Genomic DNA, 20172 nt, shown 5'->3' on the forward strand with positions numbered 1-20172 from the left:
TTAACAGGAGCTCAGAATATGGCTAATCAAACTAAATCAACCGCTTTGATTTTAGGGGGAGCATTGTTTCTGGGCTTAACCTTGCTGGGGTTTCAGCTCGGTAAAGCGTTAATCGACTTCAAGCAACTTGAACGCAGTGTCACGGTAAAAGGTTTATCTGAACGCGACTACCCCGCTGATATTGTGATTTGGCCAATTCAATTCACTGAAGCCAATAATGATCTGCCCGAGCTTTATCTGGCCGTTGAAAATAATGGCAAGAAAGTGCGTGAGTTTCTGCAGCAGCGTGGCATCAATGAGGATGAAGTTACCTTCAATGCCCCAGCGATTACCGATAAATCTGCTCAGCAATATGGTGGCGGCCCAAGAGCAGAATTCCGTTATACCGCAACACAAACTGTCACCGTTTATTCTGAAAACATTGAGACTGTTCGTAAGGCCATGACGGCTTTAGCTGATTTGGGTAAACAAGGTTTAGTGCTGGCAGGTGATAACTATATGGCTCAGACTGAATATCTGTTTACCCGTCTCAATGAAATCAAACCGGAAATGATTGAGGAAGCGACTCAAAATGCCCGCGAAGTCGCTGAAAAGTTTGCTGAGGATTCAGACAGTAACCTAGGTAAGATCCGCAAAGCTTCTCAAGGTCAGTTCAGTATCACGCCTCGCGACAATAACAATCCACATATCAAACAAGTTCGAGTGGTTTCGACTGTGGAATATTATTTGTCTGATTAATGGCTCATAAACCATCATTAATCAAAGGACGTGGAACTGCCGACAAAATTGATGGACGTTACAACACATATCAACGTGAAATAGTGGAAGATGGCTGGTTTCAAGAACCAGAGAATCCACCTAAAACCACGGTAGAAATTGAACACCCTAAAACCATTATTACCCGTAATCAATCACCTGACCTACCTTTTAGCCAATCAATTAATGCTTATCGTGGCTGCGAACATGGTTGTATTTATTGTTTTGCACGTCCATCTCATGCCTATTTAGGGCTTTCCCCGGGGCTGGATTTTGAGACTAAACTTACTGCCAAACCAGATGCAGCGAAGTTGCTCAAAAAAGAATTGGCCGCCAAAAATTATCAATGCTCGCCCATCTCGCTTGGTGCCAATACCGATCCCTACCAACCGATTGAACGCGAGTATCAAATCACCCGTCAGATTCTGCAGGTGTTGAATGATACCCGCCATCCCTGCCATATCGTGACGAAATCGGCCATGGTGGAACGGGATATTGATATTCTGCAAAAGATGGCCAAATATGATTTAGTTAAAGTTCATCTTTCTGTAACCACATTGGATCCAGCCTTATCACGTATCCTGGAACCCAGAGCCAGTGCACCTAAGCGTCGCTTACAAACCATTGAAACTTTACGCAATGCAGGCATTCCAGTCACTGTTTTAATTGCTCCAGTGATTCCGGTATTAACAGATGCCGAATTAGAGGATATCGTCAAAGCCGTTATCCAGGCAGGAGCGTTGGACGTAAATTACATTCTGCTCAGATTACCGCTTGAAGTCAGCCCTTTATTCGAAGCCTGGCTGCAAACCCACCGCCCTGATCAGGCCCAGCATATTTTGAATCGTATACATGATTTACGCAGCGGTAAAAATAATGACCCTCGTTTTGGCCATCGACTTCGCGGTGAAGGCATTTTCGCTGATTTGCTAGCTCAACGATTTCATAATATCTGCAAAAAATTAAACCTCAAGTCCACACTTTCACCATTACGATGTGATTTGTTTCAGTCACCCAACAGCCAAATGAGCTTGTTTTAATCCACTGGTTTATTAATTAGTTTCTGCTGCGCCTATCTGATCATCCCCTTATGACTACTAATGCTCATTTCTAATCAATGAGAGAATATTCCTGATTCTAAAATTTAAACAGGCATACATAATATTGCTTTGACATAAAACTCACATGTTGTGCGCGATGATGCGTTTGCTTAAATTAATCAGGAATTGTCAGTGACTATCAAAAACAGGCTTCAACTTGGCTTCGGTATCGTATTAAGTTTGATGGTATTGATTGCCATTATTGGCATAAATGAAGTCAGCAAGATTGATCGAACCATGAGTAAAATCAACGAGTTCGATAGTGTAAAGCAACGGGCTGCGATTAATTTTCGAGGCAGTGTTCACGACCGCGCCATTTCAATTCGAGACGTGGTGTTAAGTGACAACAGTGCTGAACGCCAACAACATCTTCAGGATATCGAACGCTTAGAACAATTCTATGCCGAATCAGCTATCAGCCTGGAAGCGATGGCGAATGATACTCAACAATTTACCGCAGAGGAAAAAACGCTGTTAGATAATATTAAAACGATTGAACAACAGACCCTTACTCATACAGCTGAAACTATTAATTTAATTAATCAAGGCAGAAGCACTGAAGCCCACGATTATCTAATGCTCAACACCTCTCCCGCTTACACTCAATGGTTAGCTGCTGTGAATCAATTTATCGATTTTCAGGAAGTGACTATCAGCGACCAGGTTGATTATATTCGCCAACAAACCGGTGGATTTATGGCTTTGATGATCACCGTTACGCTCATTGCCTTCATCATTGCCATCTTTGTCAGTTACCGATTAATTGGTCGACTCTATTCAACCATCGGTGGTGAGCCAGACTCAGCGGCCCAGTTAATCAGAGTGTTTGCCTCTGGTGATTTAACACAACAAGCACAGACCAAATTCCCAAAAAGTATCGTGGGTGCCTTAAGTACCATGTCGAGCGAACTGTCACATATTATGAAGGCAATTAGTTCATCCGCAGGACAAGTATCAGATGCGGCCAAGGTAATGAATCAAACCTCAGCAGATAATCAAAGTTTGGTTGTTGACCAAAAACAGCAAACGCTGGATGGAGCCAATGCCATCAGTGAAATTTCGACTTCGGTACAAGAAATTGCTCGCCTGACCAGCGAAGCAGCAATTCAGGCACAAACGGCCGACAAAGAAACTATTAATGGTAATCAGGAAGTAGCAAAAACACTTGCCAGCATCGCTGAGCTGGCAACCAAAGTGGAAGAAGCCGCTCGCGTTATTGATGAACTGTCTGAGGACAGCAAAAAAATTGGTACCGTTGTTCAGGTCATTGCTGATATTACCGAACAAACCAATCTACTGGCTTTAAATGCAGCTATTGAAGCCGCTCGTGCTGGTGAACATGGTCGCGGTTTTGCGGTGGTTGCTGATGAGGTTCGTGGTCTGGCCAGCCGCACCAAAGAGTCAACGTTAAATATTAAAGACTTAATCGAAAAAACCCAAAGCAGAACGGTTATAGCGGTAAAAGTTATGGAAGAAGGCAAAAACAAAGCCCATCAATGTGTCACTCAAGCAGAGCATGCTGGAGAATCGTTAGCTGTTATCAGCCGTTCCGTGACCGCTATCAATGATATGAATGCGCAGATCGCCAGTGTTGCTGAACAACAATCGGCTGTTGCAGAGGAAATTAATAATAACTTCCGTCGCATCACATTGGTTTCAGACAAAGCTGAAGCTGGATCGCAGTCTATGTCATCGCTGAGTTCGGAACTCAATCAATTGGCTGATACGCTACAACAATCGATTAGTAAGTTTAAAACGGCTAGTTAAGTAAGCTGGGTCATAAAAAGTGCCACTCTTACGGGTGGCATTTTTGTTTAACAACATCGTTTAATCGTTTTACACCTTACTCTTGGAAATATAGCCCATCAAAATCTCTGCTGATTTAAATATAGCGCTCATTAAATAGTCACGTTGGACGATAACCATCAGAGGCCCTAGTCATCCTAAAAATTATTAAGCTAGGGTCTGTTGATCTTAGATATACGGCTATTTAAGAGAACTAGACTTCAAGGTGAGAGAATATGAAGCTATACCAGAAACTCATTGTTTCCAATGTGGTGAGTAGTCTATTGCTAATATTAATTATCGTTAGTGCTACCACGTATATTCTGAGTCAAGGCTTATATATGCAAGCTCAGGAAAACCAGCAAAGCAATATGCGGGTGGCTTGGTCGGTGCTGCATCAGCAAGGTCAACAATTCAGCCTGAAAAATAACCAATTACTGCTTGATGGCCAGCCCGTTGATCAGGACTATGCTGTCGTCGATAAAATCAAACAATTAGTGGGCGGCACAGCCACCATCTTTCAATATGACACGCGCATATCTACTAATGTGATAAAAGATGATGGAAACCGCGCCATTGGCACAACACTCGCGCCGGGAGAAGTTTATGACACGGTTTTAAAACAGGCGAAGCCGTTTCAGGGTGAAGCCGATATTCTGGGAGTGCGTTATTTTACTGCTTACGATCCGATACTGAATGCTGATGGAGAGGTGATCGGGATTTTGTATGTCGGTGTCGAGAAAGCACGGTTTTTCGATATTATTGGCGAGTTGGTTACTAAGAGTGTGGTGTTTGCCATTATCCTGGTGATCATTTCTGCCATTGCCATTCGTCTGTTAACCCGTCGTTTACTGCTCCCCCTTAGCGAACTGGAAACGTCAATGAGTAATCTGGCTATGGGTGAGGCTGATTTAACCAAACGGCTGCCGATTGTAAATGCCGATGATGAAATAGGCGTAGTGGCCAGTGCCTTTAATCAGTTTATGAATAATTTACAAAATATTATTCGTGATTTGCTGGAACATACCCAAAAAACTTCAGAATCTGCTAATCAGCTAACAAATATCTCCGAACGCGTTGCCACTGGTTCCGTCAAACAGAAACAGGTGGTAGAAGATATCGTTCAGAACATCAGCCATATCAATTCTACTATTCAGTCGGTTGCCAATAATGCTTCCGAAGCACAGGAAATTTCCAAATCAGCACAGCATTCTGCAGAAAATGGACGAGCGGTTGTCGCTGAAGCAGCTGAAAGTATTAATCAAATTGCTGAAGCCGTTCGGCATATGGCGTCTACGGTCACCAATCTCGGAGAACGTTCTGACGAAATCAGCGGCATTCTACAAGTGATTCAGGATATTGCGGCTCAAACCAATTTATTAGCGTTAAATGCTGCGATTGAAGCCGCTCGCGCGGGCGATCAGGGACGGGGGTTTGCCGTGGTTGCAGATGAAGTACGCAAATTAGCGGAACGTACTTCACAGGCCACATTAGAGATTGGTGAGGTCATCGCAGCTGTACAATCGGAAACGCATAATGCTGTTAAACATGCGGATCAGGGTGAAGTACTGGTTAAACATGGCGTGGAACTGGTCGAAAAAGCCGGTCAATCTTTACTACAAATTAATGCTGGAGCCCAGCAGACCAATAATGTTATTGAAAATATTGCCACGGCAGCCGCTCAGGGAAGTGAGGACAGTCAGCAAATTAACAGCCAGATAGACAAAATCTCACAAATGGCAAAAGACAGAGCCGAAATCAGTGAGCAAATATCGCAAACCGCTGAGCAACTTGCACTGCTCTCAGGAAGGCTCAAAACCACTGTCGATAAATTCCAGGTTTAGGAGAACAAAAAGGCTGCATCAATGTGCAGCCTTATTATTTTTAATCCAGTTTTATCTTTTTCCCCTCTTTCACCGACTGCAAGGCCGCCACAATCGCCTTACAGTTGGCTCGGGCATCCTGCAGACTGAGTAATGGATCCGTGTTGTTTAGTACACAATTGGAAAAGTGTTCGATTTCATTCACGAACTGATCAGCAGCAGGTACTTCAACGGTTTCATGTTGCCCCGCTTCGGTCCACCAGGAAATCTTGGCGGTTTCATCTGCTGGTTGCCAGGTGGTATGACAGGTGATTCCACCCAATGTCCCGATGATTTCATACACACTGCGACGGGCATGTTCAAAACTCATCTCAAATTGAGCAAACCGGCCATCACCATAATCAAATATACCGGTCAGACTTAAATCCGCACCATGTTCATTTATTTTGGCGACAGCAGTCACGGCTTTAGGCTCGTCATCAAACCATAATCTGGCGGTATGAATCGCATAAGGACCGATATCCCACATGGCACCACCGCCATTCTCAATCGGCCGGTTTACCCGATATAAACGTGCTGGCTTCATTGGGAAGGCAAATCGAGTACTGACGGTTCTCACTTCGCCGATAACGCCCGATTCAATGATCTCCCGCACTGCATCATGCTGAGGATGAAAGCGATACATAAAGCCTTCCATCACTTTTACACCCTTGTCTTTTGCAGCTTGAGTAATGGCATCAATATCTTCAACTGTTAAGGCCATTGGTTTTTCAATTAACAGATGCTTGCCATGAGCAATGGCTTTTAAGGCCCATTCCGCATGTTCTTCATTGGCCATTGGCAGATGAATAACATCAATATCAGGATGGGCTAATAAGGCTTGAGGATCATCCAACGCCTGAATATCGTTATTGTCTGGCGCCAGTTTTTCAATCACTTCTGCAGCAGCTCCTTTACGCCGGCTGGCAACCGCAATAAGCCGCGAATTGTTCGCTTCTATAATGGCGGGGATTAATTTCTCTGTAACACGGGCCGCGCCAAGCACGCCCCAATTTAGAGTGGATTTGTCTGCTGCCATTTTTTACTCCATAAATCTCAATGTGTTGTTCATCATAACGATTTAAATGGATAGCACCAAACTTGAAAGCCCTTGTAATAATCAGTGTTTTTATCTGCTGGCAGATGGCTTATGCTAATAAATCAGTTTCTTAAACTCATCAAAAGGAGTGATTATGACGATCGAAGTTGGACAACAAATACCCGATGGCAAACTAACCGAATGTGTGGAATTTGATCCTCAAAATGGCTGCCCGATGAACCCATCGCCGATGGATGTACGTGAGATGGCAAAAGGTAAAACCATTGTGCTGTTTACTGTACCAGGTGCGTTTACACCGCTATGTTCATCTCAACATCTGCCTGGCTATGTTGAACATGCTGAAGCATTAAAAGCCGCTGGCGCTGATGAAATCTGGTGCTTAGCCGTTAATGATGCGTTTGTAATGGCTGCTTGGGGACGTGAACAAAAAGCCAATGGCAAAGTACGTATGATGGCTGACGGCAGCGCCGAATACACCAAGGCATTAGGTTTGGATCGTGATTTAACTGGCGGTGGTATGGGCGTTCGAGCTTTCCGTGCGGCGATGATTATTACCGATGGTGAAGTCAAATATGTAGGCGTTGAAGGTTCCGGTGAGTTTGCAAAATCGAAAGCCGAAACTATTTTGGAAGAACTAAAAAAATAAATTCACGCAGTTTCACTATATTTAATGAAAGGGGGGCAGTAATTTTTACTGCCCCTTTTTTATTTAGGCCTGTAGTAACTTCACTCCGTCAGCGGACCCAACAAACACCGCTTTAGCAATATCGGCAAAGATCCCATGTTCCACCACTCCCGGCATAACGGTAAGTAACGCGTTAATCTGAGCTGTTTCAAGACCACTAAACTGCATATCAAGAATCAAGTTTCCCGCAGCACTATAAGCAACATTGTCACCCGCAGCATTTAACCGCAAACTGCCTTTGGCTTGTAATTTTGCCAACTGATTTAACACCAACTGAGCAGCATTAGGCATTACTTCAATTGGAATGGCATTTTTATCACCAATCTTGCTGACCATCTTGCTGTCATCCACCAACACATAAAAAGCTGTGGCATGGCTGGCTAACAGTTTTTCACAAACCAGATCTTGGCCTCTTCCTTTTAACAGCGTCATATCGGGAGTGACTTCATCAGCTCCATCAACATACATATCCAAATGAGATAAATGTTCGATGGCTATGACTTTCAGACCTGCCTGCTGAGCTTTAACACGACTGATTACTGAACTGGAAACTACTTGAATATCCAATTGCTGTTCTTGTTGCCTACGGGCTAGTTCATCAATAAACAGATTGGCAGTTGAGCCTGTGCCCAAACCAACGATCATGCCATTGTCGACAATTTCGGCGGCTTTTATCGCAACCTGTTGCTTTGGGTTTGGAGCAGTTTTTTCAGAATGAGAGGCCATTGGCAAACTCCTTGAATATTTTGGCAAAATAATATTTTCAGCTTAGCATGGTTGAAACGCCCACTCATCTTTCCTGGAGAAATATATGGCTCAACTTACTGAAATTATCCAGCAAATTGAAAGTGTCACCGGACAAAGCTGCGAACCGTATCAACTCTCCTCCGTCGGGGGCGGTTGTATCAATACCGCCTATCAATTGAAAACACCGGACACACAGTTTTTTATCAAAGTAAATGATCCCAATCTGGCGGATATGTTTGTTGCTGAAGCGCAGGGTTTACAGGAAATGTCAGCGCTTAATGCCATCCGTGTGCCAGAGGTAGTTTGTTTTGGCACCGCTGATGGCCATAGTTATCTTGTGTTGGAATATATTGCTTTGGGCAGCATGCGAGGTGGTGCTAATGCCAAACTGGGCGAACAACTGGCCAAACTGCATCAGCATCCACAACCGTATTTTGGCTGGCATATGGATAACACCATTGGCAGCACACCACAGATAAATGATCGCTCGGATAATTGGGTTGAGTTCTGGCAGCAACAACGGTTGGGAAAGCAGCTTGAATTTGCCGCTCGTAATGGATTTAGAGGTAGTCTGCAGAAAAATGGCGAACGGCTTATTGAAGAGTTGCCCGCCTTTTTTACAGATTATCAACCGCAAGCTTCTTTATTACACGGCGATTTATGGGGCGGCAATGCTGCCGGAGATGAGCATGGTAATCCTGTGATATTTGATCCGGCCTGTTATTACGGAGACGCCGAGACTGATTTGGCTATGACCGAGTTATTTGGTGGCTTTGGCGGCGATTTTCATGCCGCTTATCGTAGTGTAAGACCCGTCGACCCAGGTTATCGAACTCGCAAAACACTTTATAACCTTTATCATATTATCAATCATCTTAATCTGTTTGGTGGCGGCTACCTCGGTCAGGCCGATGCCATGATTTCACAATTACTGGCCGAATTACGGAGCTAGTTTACGAATGAGCCAAATTAAAGTGTTATTTGTCTGCATGGGCAATATCTGTCGTTCCCCCACTGCCGAAGGCGTTTTTATCAGTTTGCTAAAAGATAAAGGCACTAGTGATAAGTTTCTGGTCGACTCTGCCGGCACCCATGCATATCACGTTGGCGAACCACCTGATGCACGTGCTCAGCAAACGGCAAAACAACGTGGTGTTGATTTGTCTTTTATTCGAGCTCGCAAATTTCGCCACGAGGATTTTGAACACTTTGATTATATTCTGGCCATGGATCAGGACAATTTGGATATATTGCAACAAGCCTGCCCCTTTGAATACCGACATAAAGTGAAGCTATTTCTCGACTATGCTGAGGGTCGTGACGAAACTGATGTACCTGATCCTTATTACGGTGGCCAGAATGGCTTTAATCATGTATTTGATTTGGTCGCCGATGCCTCTGAGGGTTTCTATCAAAAAGTCCTGGGGACAAAATAGGTATATTTTCATCCCCAACAGAGGCCGCTAGACAATATCAACAAGCTCTTAAAATAACGGTTGTCATTCCCACAATGAGGGGTATCATCTAGCAGCTTTTGATGCCCCATTTTTCAGGAAGTCGTTATGCCCATATTAGGCCTTTCTAAGTCTTTTACCGGTTGGTCATTTTTTTTCTTGGCCATGCTTTTCTCTCCATCAATATGGGCTGTAGAGAACGCCGCACTTCTTGATTTGACGGGTCACTGGGTTGGCTTCGCCGCCTTAGCAATATTCTTTCTCGCTTACGCATTGGTCATTGCCGAAGAGCAAATCCATATGCGCAAATCCAAACCGGTAATCGTGGCAGCAGGTTTGATTTGGGCATTAATTGCCGTTATTTATGCTCAGCAAACTGACCCCGTATTTCATGATACGGCAGGCATCATGATTCGCCACAATTTGCTGGAGTATGCGGAGTTGTTTCTATTCCTGCTCGCCGCGATGACCTATATCAACACTATGGGCGAACGTGGAGTGTTTGATGCGATTCGTGCCTGGTTGGTCAACAAAGGATTTTCTTTAAGAAGCATTTTCTGGATTACCGGATTAATGGCCTTCTTCATATCACCTGTAGCAGATAACTTAACAACCGCCTTGTTAATGGCAACAGTTGTTATGGCTGTTGCTGGTAATAATCATAAATTCATTGCCATTGCTTGTATCAACATTGTGGTTGCGGCCAATGCTGGTGGCGCTTTTAGTCCGTTTGGTGATATCACTACCTTAATGGTTTGGCAAAAAGGCGTATTGGAATTCCATGAATTCTTTGCTTTGTTTGTTCCTTCATTGGTCAATTGGTTAATTCCCGCTTTTTTATTGTCATTAGCCATCAAAAATGTCTCTTCTATCGCGGTGCATGAATATGCACCGCTTAAATCGGGTGCCTTGATTGTCGTGGCATTGTTTATATTGACGATTGCCATGGCCGCCAGTAGCCATCACTTTCTGCACTTGCCGCCAGTACTGGGAATGATGACCGGGCTTGGCTTTCTGAAATTGCATGGTTATGCCATAAAAATGCGTGATCATCGTATTATTGATAAACGTGAGAAAGATGGACAAGCCACGTTAAATATCAATGACGAAATTCAGCAAAACAAGCCATTTAATATCTTTGAACAATTACAACGTGCCGAATGGGACACCTTAATGTTTTTCTACGGCATCATTTTATGTGTTGGCGGTTTAGGCACTATTGGTTATTTGAGCGTTGGTTCAGAATTTCTTTATGGTCAACTGGGCGCCACTACTGCCAACATCTTGGTAGGTCTGATTTCCGCAGTAGTCGATAACATTCCGGTCATGTTTGCCGTGTTATCAATGATGCCGGACATGAGTCATGGTCAGTGGTTATTGGCAACATTAACAGCTGGTGTGGGTGGTTCATTGCTGTCAATTGGTTCTGCAGCGGGGGTTGCTGTTATGGGCCAAGCCCGCGGCATCTATACCTTCATGTCACACTTAAAGTGGATTTGGGCGATTGCGTTAGGTTACATCGCCAGCATTTGGGTACATCTGTGGTTGAACGCTGATTTATTTTTGACAGCTTCGCGCTAACTCGCTTGAAATAGCGAAAATAGCCCCGAAGTATTACAATTGTCGATTATTTTATGAACATAAATCAGGTTGAAAATGCGTTACAACACAGATGACTTACGCATCGTTGGTATTCAGGAAGTTCTGCCTCCAGCGCAATTGCATGAACAATTACCGATCTCGGATGCAGCATCTGAAACTGTGTTTAACGCTCGCACAGCCTCTCAGGATATTTTGCACCAGCGTGATGATCGACTGATTGTCATTATCGGACCATGCTCTATTCATGATCCTAACGCAGCACGCGACTATGCCAGTCGCTTACAGCCGTTAATCCGTGAGCTGGCAGATGATCTGCACATTATTATGCGGGTTTATTTCGAAAAACCGCGTTCCGTTGTAGGTTGGAAAGGTCTGATTAATGACCCCTACCTGGACGGCAGTTTCAAAATTAATGACGGTTTGCACATTGCCAGAAAGCTATTGTTGGATTTAGCTGAAATGGGTGTGCCTGCCGCCACAGAATATTTGGATTTGATCAGTCCTCAATACATTGCTGACTTGGTTTCTTGGGGTGCCATCGGTGCGCGTACGACTGAAAGTCAGGCTCATCGTGAATTGGCTTCAGGTTTATCTTGCCCAGTCGGTTTCAAAAATGCGACTGATGGTAGTCTACAAATTGCTGTCGATGCCTGCCTATCAGCATCCAAACCGCATCATTTCATGTCACTGACTAAAGATGGACATTCCGCTATTTTTTCCACCACCGGTAATCCGGATTGTCATGTGATCTTGCGTGGTGGTAAAAAACCTAATTACGATAAAACCAGCATCGACGAAGCAGCTGAAGTGATTGGTCGTAGCGGCCAGTCAGTTCGCATTATGGTGGATTGTAGTCATGCCAATAGTGGCAAAGATCATTTGCAACAGGAAGTGGTTGGTCATCTATTAGCTGAACAAATAGCCTCGGGTGATAAACGTATCATTGGTTTGATGCTGGAAAGTAATCTAGTTGCTGGCAGACAAAATGTCGAAGCGGGTAAAGAGCTGGTTTATGGTCAAAGTATTACTGATGCATGTATGGCCTGGGATAATAGCGTACCGTTATTGCGTGAGTTAGCGGCTGCGGTCAGACAGCGTCGCAAAAATGCCGAGGCTGCCTAGGCTTTTTTATCCTTCATATCCTCCACTGCTGGCGGAGATGAAAGATCAACAAGCCTTAATACAGAGCCAAGGAATTATTGACTGTTTCTATAGTCAGATTCCGCAATCGTTGCCACGACGCTAAGTCCTTCACCACCAAGCCTTAACCTCATTCGCAACGCTACATAAAAAGCGTTATTAAGCTATAATATTCGGTTCATAATTTGTACTTGAATCAGGTTACAGCGTTAATTTGGCTGAATTCCTGAGAAAATCAGTAGGTTATTACATGGCTGACTATGCCCTAATTCTAATAAGCACCATTTTGGTGAACAACATTGTGCTGGTGAAATTCCTCGGCCTGTGTCCGTTCATGGGTGTTTCGCGCAAGCTGGAAACAGCAATGGGCATGGCGTTGGCAACTACTTTTGTATTGACCTTATCTTCTATCAGCAGCTATCTGATTAACGAATACCTGTTGTCTCCGCTCGGCCTTGAGTTTTTGCGCACTATCAGCTTTATCTTTGTCATTGCTGTAGTGGTCCAATTTACCGAAATGGTCGTACACAAAACCAGCCCCCTGCTCTATCAAGTGCTAGGTATTTTCTTGCCACTTATCACGACCAACTGTGCTGTTTTAGGTGTTGCTTTGTTGAATGTTCAGGAAAAGCACGGTTTTCTTGAATCTGCATTATATGGCTTTGGTGCTGCCGTCGGTTTTTCAATGGTATTAATTATTTTTGCTGCAATGCGTGAGCGTTTAGCCGCGGCTGATGTGCCTGTACCGTTTCAAGGTGCAGCGATTGGCTTAATTACTGCCGGGCTAATGTCGATGGCCTTTATGGGCTTTGCCGGATTGGTAAAGGTCTAAGCCATGTTAACAGCTGTCATTGCCATCACGCTGCTCGCGTTGATCCTCGGACTTGTTCTCGGATTTGCATCGATTCGTTTTAAAGTCGAAGGCGATCCGATTGTCGATCAAATCGATAAAATCCTGCCACAAACCCAATGTGGCCAGTGCAGCTTTGCTGGTTGCAGACCTTATGCAGAAGCCATTGCCGCAGGAGAAGTTGATATCAATCGCTGCCCTCCTGGTGGTGAAGCCACGATTCAGGCATTAGCCGATCTATTGGACGTCGAACCCAAACCACTTGATGAAGAATGTGGTGTAGAAAAACCCAAAACGCTTGCTGTGATTGATGAAGCCCGTTGCATTGGTTGTACATTATGTATTCAGGCCTGCCCTGTTGATGCCATTCTCGGTGCCGCCAAACATATGCACACAGTCATTGCTGATGAATGCACTGGCTGTGAATTATGTGTTGAGCCTTGCCCGGTAGATTGTATTGATATGGTTGAAACCCAGCCCAATCCGCATACTTGGCGTTGGCCGGATCCTGCACATGTTGATTTGCAACGGAGAACCGGATCATGAGCGCGCCGTTAAGTAGTTTTCCGGGCGGCCTTAAACTGCCTGGTCATAAAAAACGTTCCACTCAGGACCCAATTCGCAAAACGCCGCTCAGCAAACAATTGGTGTTGCCTTTACAACAGCATATTGGCGCAGCCGCTGTGCCAATTGTTGAAGTGGGCGATAGGGTTTTAAAAGGCCAACGTATCGCTCGTGCAGAAGGTCATGTTTCAGTCTGCCTGCATGCGCCAACTTCCGGTGTTATTGCCGCTATCGGTGAACATGCAATACCGCATCCTTCGGGTCTGTCTGCTCCGTGTATCACCATTGAAACGGATGGTGAAGATCGTTGGATTGAACGTCAACAAATAAGCGATTTTCGTCAGCATTCCGCCCATGAGTTAAGGCAAATCATCCGTGATGCCGGCATTGTCGGTTTAGGTGGCGCAGGTTTCCCCAGTTTCATCAAACTCAATCCGGGTGTACATCACACCGTCGAAACCTTGTTGATTAATGGTGCAGAGTGCGAACCTTACATCAGCTGTGATGACATGCTCATGCGTGAACGCGCTGAAGGTATTCTCGACGGTGTTGAAATCATGTTGTTTGCACTGCGGGCTTCACGCTGCATTTTAGCGATTGAAGACAATAAACCCGAAGCCATTGCAGCAATGCGCTATGCCCTCAGCGGCAGATCGCATTTGTCTCAAACTGAAATTGTGGTTGTGCCAACGCGTTATCCAACCGGTGGTGAAAAGCAGCTCATTCAAGTTGTTACTGGCAAACAAGTGCCAACCAATAAATTACCGATTGATATCGGTATTGTCTGTCATAACCCAGGAACAGCCTATGCTGTGGGGCGTGCCATTTTGCATGGTGAACCCTTAATTTCAAGGGTCGTGACAGTCACCGGAACAGATGTGCCGCACGCTGGTAATTTTGAAACATTGTTTGGCACACCAATCAAAGACTTATTGGCATTTTGTGAAACTCGACGTCAACCGGATGAACCGTTTATCCAAGGTGGACCGATGATGGGTTACAGCCTTGCAGGTGACGATCTACCGATCACCAAAACAGCCAACTGTATTTTGGTCGGTGTCGATGATGTGGCCCCGCCCGCTCAACCGTTACCGTGTATTCGTTGTGGTGATTGTGCTGATGTCTGCCCTGCCAGTTTGTTACCGCAACAGCTTTACTGGTACTCACGGGCCAAGGATTTTGATAAAACCCGTGATTACAACTTATTTGATTGTATCGAATGCGGTTGCTGTGATTATGTTTGCCCAAGCAAAATACCACTGGTTTCTTATTTCCGTTTTGCCAAAACAGAAATCATGAATCAACAACGCGAACATCAAAAAGCCGACCTGGCTCGTGAACGCCATGAAAGTCGATTAGCTAGACTGGAACGCGAACAGCAGGAAAAAGAAGAACGACAACGGCAACGTAAAGCGGCACTAGCAGCTTCCAAAGCAGCAAAAGCCAAAGAAGAAGCGTCGACCACAACAGCAGAATCTGCCGATTCGGTAACTGAGGAAAAAGCCTGATGCCCATTTTTCGGCTGAGCCCACCGTTTCTAGCGGGTGCTAATCGCGTCACTTTGCAAATGCTGCAAGTGCTGGTGGCATTGATTCCAGCTGTCATTGCCATGACCTATTATTTCGGTCCGGGTGTTTTGATTAATGTGACGCTTGCTGTCGTAGTGGCACTGCTCTGTGAAGCGGTAATGCTCATGCTCCGTAATCGCCCGTTAAAACCTTTTCTAAGTGATGGCAGTGCTGCTGTCACTGCTGTGTTATTGGCCTTGGCAATTCCTCCACTCTCCCCTTGGTGGATGACGGTGATCGGTGTCACATTTGCCATTATCTTTGCCAAGCATCTGTATGGTGGTTTGGGCTATAACCCGTTTAATCCGGCAATGGTCGGCTATGTTTTGTTACTGATTTCCTTTCCGTTGGAAATGACCACTTGGTTGCCAGTGCAATCTTTAGCCGAGCAACCCATGGGTTGGCTAAGCGCTCTGCAATTAATTTTTAACGGCCAGTTTAATGGTTTGGGCATTGATGCCTATTCCGGCGCGACGCCGCTGGATGCGATGAAAACGCAGATTGTATTAGATCGGCATCCTGAATTTATCAGTAGCCAGGAATTGTTTGGCCTGGCTGGCGGACTAGGTTGGGAATGGATCAATATCTGGTTTGCTTTAGGTGGTATTTGGTTGATCTATCGTAAAGTCATTAGCTGGCATGTCCCTGTCGCCATGATTTTGGCATTGTTGATTATCAGCAGCATTACCACCTTAATTGACCCAACGATTTCTGGTTCCCCACTATTTCACTTAGTGAGTGGCGGCACCATGTTGGGTGCATTCTTTATTGCGACCGATCCGGTGTCAGGTTCAACCACGTTGAAAGGTCGCATTGTGTTTGGTGCTGGTGTTGGCATTTTGACTTATGTAATACGTATTTGGGGTGGTTATCCGGATGGTGTGGCCTTTGCCGTCATTCTGATGAATATGCTGGTACCGCTGATCGACTATTACACGCAACCACGGGTATATGGTGGAGCAACACGATGAAAGCATTATGGAATCAACCGGCGTTTCGTGTTGGCCTGATGCTGGCGCTTTTTGCCATTGTGGCGACAACATTGGTGGCTTACACCGAAGAAAGTACCCGCGAGCAAATCATCGAAAATGAACGTTTAGCCTTATTGGATGCCATTAATGTGTTGGTACCCAAGCAAGCTTATGATAATGAAATTTTGAACGACACCATTGTGTTACCGTCTACTGCGCAATTAGGTACGGAAGAACCGACGATTGTTTACCGAGCCAGAAAAAATAACCAACCGGTGGCAGCCGTATTAACAAGTGTGGCACCGGACGGTTACAGTGGCACGATTAAAATACTGATTGCGATCTATGCCGATGGCAGTCTTGCGGGCGTTAGGGTGATCAGCCATAAAGAAACACCCGGCCTCGGCGATAAAATTGATGTACAGCGTGATGATTGGATCCTGCAATTTGCTGGACTGTCATTAGAATCTCCAGACGAATCACGTTGGAAAGTTAAAAAAGACGGTGGCCATTTTGATCAGTTCACCGGCGCGACTATTACCGCTCGTGCGGTGGTCAATGCCATCAAACGTACATTGGAATTTTTTGAAGCAAATCAGGATAAGCTGTTTATCCCTGCAAAGGAAAACACATGACAATCTACAATCAAATTATTAAAGAAGGTCTGTGGAAAAATAATCCAGCGTTAGTGCAATTACTGGGTTTATGCCCATTGCTCGCTGTGACCAATACCGTCATTAATGGCCTCGGACTGGGCCTTGCCACCATCCTCACATTGGTTGCTTCAAACGGCATTATTTCTATGCTGCGACACCAAATCCCCGATGAAGCACGTTTGCCAGTATTTGTATTGATCATTGCCTCGATTGTCACCGCCATCGAATTATCAATGAATGCTTGGTTCCATGAACTGTATTTGATCCTCGGTATCTTCATTCCGTTAATCGTCACCAACTGCTCAATCATCGCTCGTGCAGAAGCCTTTGCCGCACGTAATCCGGTAACGCCCTCTTTGTTGGATGGTTTGATGATGGGGATTGGTTTTACAGCCGTGTTGGTTTTACTTGGCGGAATGCGTGAATTATTGGGTCAAGGCACGCTGCTCAGTCAGGCACATTTGATGTTTGGTGAAGCGGCACGCGGTTTGGAAATCACTGTGATTGAAGACTACCGTGGCTTTCTCATCGCGATTTTGCCACCTGGTGCATTTATTGGTTTGGGCTTGATTGTGGCATTAAAAAATGTGATTGATGCTCGTGTTAGCCGACGTGCCGTTAAAGTGGAAACAGCAGCGCTAACTCCGCAAACCACCACGGGCTAAAAATGAATCAAACGCAGCGGCAACAATTTTTCAGCAGACTGCGCGATCACAACCCAGCGCCCACTACCGAGCTGAATTATAAAACACCGTTTGAATTACTTATTTCGGTGATATTGTCAGCTCAAGCAACTGACGTTGGCGTCAATAAAGCTACCGATAAGCTTTATCCAGTTGCGAATACACCACAGGCCATTCTAGATTTGGGTGTGGATGGGTTGAAAAGCTATATCAAAACCATCGGTCTCTTTAACAGCAAAGCCGAAAATGTCATCAAAACCTGCCAGAAGTTAATCGAAAAACATGGCGGTGAAGTGCCTGATGACCGCGAAGCACTGGAAGCACTGCCAGGTGTCGGTCGTAAAACAGCCAACGTTATTCTCAATACCGTGTTCCAGCATCCGGTAATGGCCGTGGATACCCATATATTCCGTTTATCGAATCGAACCGGTTTAGCGAAAGGTAAAAATGTTCGTGAAGTCGAAGATCGTTTGATGAAAGTCATTCCAAACGAATTCAAACTCGATGCTCATCACTGGTTAATCCTGCATGGTCGTTACGTATGCACCGCCAGAAAACCGCATTGCGATCAATGTATTGTCAGCGATCTATGTGATGAATATCGACGCAATTATCGACAACGGACAACCGCCTGATGGCGATTTTCAGTCAAGATCGTGATGCATTGCGCCAGCAATATCATGATGTCTGGCAGAAAATGCAGTCCGGCAAAATACTTACTGCCCTCGAACAAATGATTGCCGATGTGATTGTCTTACATCCGGAATATCACAGCCTGCTCTCCTCTCCGGTTCAATCTGGCCAAGAGTATTTTGTAGAAAACGGCCAAACCAATCCCTATCTGCATATGGGGTTGCATATTGCCTTACTTGAACAGCTTTCCACTGATCGACCTGCTGGAATTATTCAGGCCCATCAACGATTAATTGCTCATACTGCTGATGAGCATAAAACAATGCATTTAATGATCGATTGTCTTGCAGAACAATTATGGTTAGCCCAGCAACAGCACCAACCGCCATCCGAAACTGCTTATCTCGATGCACTTCAACGCTTAACGGAGAAATAGTTATGCAGGCATTACAATTTCAACATGCAACACAATCTGCCCAACTTATTGAAAAAGAGCTGCCCAAGGCAACTGGCTATGATGTGGTTGTGGCGGTAGAAGCCGTTGCCGTCAATCCGGTGGATCTTAAGGTCAAATCGACTATTCAAGATGCTGCAAATGGCAAAATCATTGGCTGGGATGCCGCTGGCACCATCACAGAAGTTGGCGAGCGATGTCACGATTTTAAGGTGGGTGATAACGTTTTCTATTCCGGTGATATTGGTCGTGATGGTTGTTATGCCTCTCATCAACTGGTCGATTCTCGGATTATTGCCAAGGCACCTGAATCTTTATCAGCCCATCAGGCCGCTGCTCTGCCGTTAACCGCTTTGACCGCCTGGGAATCGTTATTTGATCGACTACGGATTAATGCCGAAAAAGATCACGATAAAACCTTATTAATTATCGGTGCCGCGGGTGGCGTCGGTTCGATGGCTATTCAGCTAGCAAAACAACTGACTAGTCTAAAGGTTATTGCCACCGCTTCACGTCCAGAGACACAACAATGGTGTGAAAAGTTAGGCGCTGATGCCGTTGTTAGCCATAAAGGTGTGCTAAAAGACAATTATCAAGCCGCTAATTTGCCTGCTCCAGATTATATTTTGTGCCTCAATGACAGCGATTATTACTATCCACAGATGGTTGAACTGCTTGCACCTCAAGGGCTGATCGCCGTAGTAGTCAGTTTTCAACAGCCGGTAGATCTGAACCCATTGAAAAACAAAAGTGCCGGGTTAGTGTGGGAATTTATGTTTACTCGTCCACATTTGAAAACTGCCGATATAGATCAACAAGGCCGCATTTTGCAGCGTATTGCTGAAATGGCTGATTTAAACCAATTACAACCTGTTTCGCAGCAACATTTTGCTAAGCTAACGGCACAAACGCTTGATCAGGCTCATCATTTATTAAGCCTTGGCCAAACAATCGGTAAAATCACGCTCGGACCGTTGTCTGATTCGTAGCGCGGCTGAACATATGCCCGTATAATTAGTGCCACTATTATGGAGTCAGAGGTAAACCATGCAATCTTCTAATACACCAAAGTACTTGATCGGCAGTTTAATTGTTGTCGGGGTACTGTTTTTAATCGCTAATCTGATTTTGTCGAATATGCTGGCTATTGCTGACAACGTTGTCGCTCCTGAACCAATGGATGCAGAAGCCGTTGCAGAACGATTAAAACCGATAGCTAAAGAAAATATTGGTGAAGAACAAATTGCAGAGGCTCCTGCAGCTGAAGAGACAGAAGCAGCCGGTGATGCTGGCGAAGACAGCGTTGGTAAACAGGTAGTCACACAAGTTTGTGCGGTTTGCCATTCAACCGGAATGATGAATTCACCAAAAATTGGCAGCGCTGATAACTGGGCGCCACGTATTGAAAAAGGTATTGATACCCTTTATGAGCATGCCATCAATGGTTTCAATATGATGCCAGCACGTGGTGGTAATCCAAAACTCACTGACGACGAAGTTAAAGCCGCTGTCGATTATATGGTTTCATCAGCTAAATAAAGATTATCAGTGATATCAATCAGTAAGAATCGATAACTAACGCGATTCTTACTGATATGTTAA

At 44.9% G+C, this 20172-nt stretch carries 21 protein-coding genes; 19 read left to right on the forward strand and 2 right to left on the reverse strand.

The annotated features are described in order from the left end of the window. The first annotated feature begins 18 nt into the window (after positions 1 to 18). The 4 genes from ACN0V2_RS01535 to ACN0V2_RS01550 all read left to right on the forward strand — a co-directional run bounded on the left by ACN0V2_RS01535 (position 19) and on the right by ACN0V2_RS01550 (position 5485). Positions 19 to 738: an SIMPL domain-containing protein gene (locus ACN0V2_RS01535; RefSeq protein WP_417549026.1), complete on the forward strand. Its 720-nt coding sequence runs from the start codon at positions 19 to 21 to the stop codon at positions 736 to 738. Continuing rightward, a complete protein-coding gene (locus ACN0V2_RS01540) occupies positions 738 to 1796 on the forward strand; it encodes a PA0069 family radical SAM protein (RefSeq protein ID WP_417549027.1) in 1059 nt (352 codons plus the stop codon). Before ACN0V2_RS01535 ends, ACN0V2_RS01540 begins: the two co-directional genes overlap by 1 nt. A gap of 192 nt (positions 1797 to 1988) precedes the next feature. After that, complete coding sequence (locus ACN0V2_RS01545) at positions 1989 to 3623, forward strand: methyl-accepting chemotaxis protein (protein WP_417549028.1); 1635 nt, start codon at positions 1989 to 1991, stop codon at positions 3621 to 3623. A gap of 254 nt (positions 3624 to 3877) precedes the next feature. After that, positions 3878 to 5485: a methyl-accepting chemotaxis protein gene (locus ACN0V2_RS01550; protein ID WP_417549029.1), complete on the forward strand. Its 1608-nt coding sequence runs from the start codon at positions 3878 to 3880 to the stop codon at positions 5483 to 5485. Positions 5486 to 5525: 40 nt separating this feature from the next. On the opposite strand, the gene ACN0V2_RS01555 is transcribed toward ACN0V2_RS01550, so the two are convergent. Then, positions 5526 to 6542 carry a Gfo/Idh/MocA family protein gene (locus tag ACN0V2_RS01555; protein WP_417549030.1) on the reverse strand — a complete coding sequence of 339 codons (1017 nt, stop codon included), beginning with the start codon at positions 6540 to 6542 and terminating at the stop codon, positions 5526 to 5528. A gap of 154 nt (positions 6543 to 6696) precedes the next feature. Between ACN0V2_RS01555 and ACN0V2_RS01560 the strand changes: the two genes are divergently transcribed. Further along, the gene (locus tag ACN0V2_RS01560) at positions 6697 to 7209 is read left to right on the forward strand and encodes a peroxiredoxin (protein ID WP_417549031.1); all 513 of its coding nucleotides are present in this window, start codon (positions 6697 to 6699) and stop codon (positions 7207 to 7209) included. A 63-nt stretch (positions 7210 to 7272) separates the two neighbouring features. Here the strand turns inward: ACN0V2_RS01560 and rpiA are convergent, their stop codons facing one another. Next, positions 7273 to 7974: a ribose-5-phosphate isomerase RpiA gene (gene rpiA, locus ACN0V2_RS01565; RefSeq protein WP_417549032.1), complete on the reverse strand. Its 702-nt coding sequence runs from the start codon at positions 7972 to 7974 to the stop codon at positions 7273 to 7275. A gap of 85 nt (positions 7975 to 8059) precedes the next feature. Between rpiA and ACN0V2_RS01570 the strand changes: the two genes are divergently transcribed. From ACN0V2_RS01570 to ACN0V2_RS01635, 14 genes are all read left to right on the forward strand, one after another. Next, positions 8060 to 8947 carry a fructosamine kinase family protein gene (locus ACN0V2_RS01570; RefSeq protein WP_417549033.1) on the forward strand — a complete coding sequence of 296 codons (888 nt, stop codon included), beginning with the start codon at positions 8060 to 8062 and terminating at the stop codon, positions 8945 to 8947. A 7-nt stretch (positions 8948 to 8954) separates the two neighbouring features. Next, on the forward strand, positions 8955 to 9431 hold the full coding sequence (locus ACN0V2_RS01575; RefSeq protein ID WP_417549034.1) for a low molecular weight protein-tyrosine-phosphatase: 477 nt from the start codon (positions 8955 to 8957) through the stop codon (positions 9429 to 9431). Positions 9432 to 9557: 126 nt separating this feature from the next. Continuing rightward, positions 9558 to 11030, forward strand: a complete 1473-nt coding sequence (nhaD, locus tag ACN0V2_RS01580; protein ID WP_417549035.1) for a sodium:proton antiporter NhaD — start codon at positions 9558 to 9560, stop codon at positions 11028 to 11030. Between the two features lie 75 nt (positions 11031 to 11105). Further along, positions 11106 to 12173 (forward strand): 3-deoxy-7-phosphoheptulonate synthase, encoded by a 1068-nt coding sequence (locus ACN0V2_RS01585; protein WP_417549036.1) that lies wholly within the window; start codon positions 11106 to 11108, stop codon positions 12171 to 12173. A gap of 268 nt (positions 12174 to 12441) precedes the next feature. Continuing rightward, positions 12442 to 13023, forward strand: a complete 582-nt coding sequence (gene rsxA, locus ACN0V2_RS01590) for an electron transport complex subunit RsxA (protein WP_226072788.1) — start codon at positions 12442 to 12444, stop codon at positions 13021 to 13023. A gap of 3 nt (positions 13024 to 13026) precedes the next feature. After that, a complete protein-coding gene (rsxB, locus tag ACN0V2_RS01595; protein ID WP_417549037.1) occupies positions 13027 to 13587 on the forward strand; it encodes an electron transport complex subunit RsxB in 561 nt (186 codons plus the stop codon). Beyond that, positions 13584 to 15113: an electron transport complex subunit RsxC gene (gene rsxC, locus ACN0V2_RS01600; RefSeq protein WP_417549038.1), complete on the forward strand. Its 1530-nt coding sequence runs from the start codon at positions 13584 to 13586 to the stop codon at positions 15111 to 15113. The genes rsxB and rsxC overlap by 4 nt, the downstream gene beginning before the upstream one ends. After that, the gene (gene rsxD / locus ACN0V2_RS01605) at positions 15113 to 16144 is read left to right on the forward strand and encodes an electron transport complex subunit RsxD (RefSeq protein ID WP_417549039.1); all 1032 of its coding nucleotides are present in this window, start codon (positions 15113 to 15115) and stop codon (positions 16142 to 16144) included. The genes rsxC and rsxD overlap by 1 nt, the downstream gene beginning before the upstream one ends. Further along, positions 16141 to 16779, forward strand: coding sequence for an electron transport complex subunit RsxG (gene rsxG, locus ACN0V2_RS01610; RefSeq protein WP_417549040.1), 639 nt, complete (start codon positions 16141 to 16143; stop codon positions 16777 to 16779). Before rsxD ends, rsxG begins: the two co-directional genes overlap by 4 nt. Then, a complete protein-coding gene (locus ACN0V2_RS01615) occupies positions 16776 to 17465 on the forward strand; it encodes an electron transport complex subunit E (RefSeq protein ID WP_417549041.1) in 690 nt (229 codons plus the stop codon). The genes rsxG and ACN0V2_RS01615 overlap by 4 nt, the downstream gene beginning before the upstream one ends. Positions 17466 to 17467: 2 nt before the next feature. Further along, positions 17468 to 18118 carry an endonuclease III gene (gene nth / locus ACN0V2_RS01620; RefSeq protein ID WP_417549042.1) on the forward strand — a complete coding sequence of 217 codons (651 nt, stop codon included), beginning with the start codon at positions 17468 to 17470 and terminating at the stop codon, positions 18116 to 18118. After that, the gene (locus tag ACN0V2_RS01625; protein WP_417549043.1) at positions 18118 to 18552 is read left to right on the forward strand and encodes a DUF1841 family protein; all 435 of its coding nucleotides are present in this window, start codon (positions 18118 to 18120) and stop codon (positions 18550 to 18552) included. Before nth ends, ACN0V2_RS01625 begins: the two co-directional genes overlap by 1 nt. Positions 18553 to 18554: 2 nt before the next feature. Beyond that, positions 18555 to 19559 carry a zinc-binding alcohol dehydrogenase family protein gene (locus ACN0V2_RS01630; RefSeq protein WP_417549044.1) on the forward strand — a complete coding sequence of 335 codons (1005 nt, stop codon included), beginning with the start codon at positions 18555 to 18557 and terminating at the stop codon, positions 19557 to 19559. Positions 19560 to 19617: 58 nt separating this feature from the next. Then, positions 19618 to 20109 carry a c-type cytochrome gene (locus ACN0V2_RS01635; RefSeq protein WP_417549045.1) on the forward strand — a complete coding sequence of 164 codons (492 nt, stop codon included), beginning with the start codon at positions 19618 to 19620 and terminating at the stop codon, positions 20107 to 20109. Positions 20110 to 20172: the final 63 nt, after the last annotated feature.

Source organism: Methylophaga sp. (assembly GCF_048266885.1).
In the GTDB taxonomy this organism is placed as follows: domain Bacteria; phylum Pseudomonadota; class Gammaproteobacteria; order Nitrosococcales; family Methylophagaceae; genus Methylophaga.